We start from the raw sequence: 634 nt of genomic DNA, 5'->3' as shown, positions 1-634 counted from the left end.
GTTCACATAATCATCAGGGCATAGAGCACCATATGTAATTGATAACCCAGCACAATAAGTCCCGCCCATAACTGGGCATACGTCCATTTCGTACTTCTCAATCAACTGCCCACACTGCGCCCAATCGGTTGAGGGGGAATACGGTTTTGCCTCTGCCTGAAATTCAATACGAACCTCACCACAGAGGCCAACGGTGATAACCGGTTTCTCAAATGCCGCCTCCGTGACGTTATAATTACCAATCCATCCATATTCATCATCACGAGAACGACCGCATATATAAATATCCATACCAATCGCCCTAGCCACTGCCCAGTCCAACGCCCGTCCCGTCAGTTCCGATGTTTTGATTTTCATTATCCGATCCTCAGTGCCAGTCTGATATTTTCGTATCTCTCGAATGCGGCTATTCTTTCGTTGCCTAAATCACAGGCACATGCGTATTCATGCCATGCGGTGAGTGCTGCTTGATGTTTTTCGTACGCTATACGTTTTAATTCAGCTAAATTTTGTTCTTTCTCTGTCATCTCAAAAGTCCTTATGGTGGGGTTTATTAGGCCTGTCTTCGTTTCGCTTGGCTCTGCGATCTCCTTCGACCTGATCGAGAGGAAAGAGACAAAGCCCTTTTTGTTCA

Annotated in this window: 1 protein-coding gene and 1 pseudogene; both read right to left on the bottom strand. The window is 46.1% G+C overall.

Translation table 11 applies throughout. The features are described from left to right. Positions 1 to 357: phage protein NinX family protein (locus PSI23_RS21840; protein WP_273557023.1), on the bottom strand; the 357-nt coding region annotated here is incomplete at its 3' end. Next, a pseudogene (locus PSI23_RS21835) lies at positions 357 to 634 on the bottom strand (hypothetical protein); the annotation flags it as partial. The pseudogene PSI23_RS21835 and the gene PSI23_RS21840, both read right to left, overlap by 1 nt.

This window comes from Xenorhabdus yunnanensis (assembly GCF_028598805.1).
GTDB lineage: Bacteria > Pseudomonadota > Gammaproteobacteria > Enterobacterales > Enterobacteriaceae > Xenorhabdus > Xenorhabdus yunnanensis.
The sequence above is the reverse complement of the archived record's forward strand: the minus strand, read 5'-3'. Positions and strand labels throughout refer to the sequence as shown.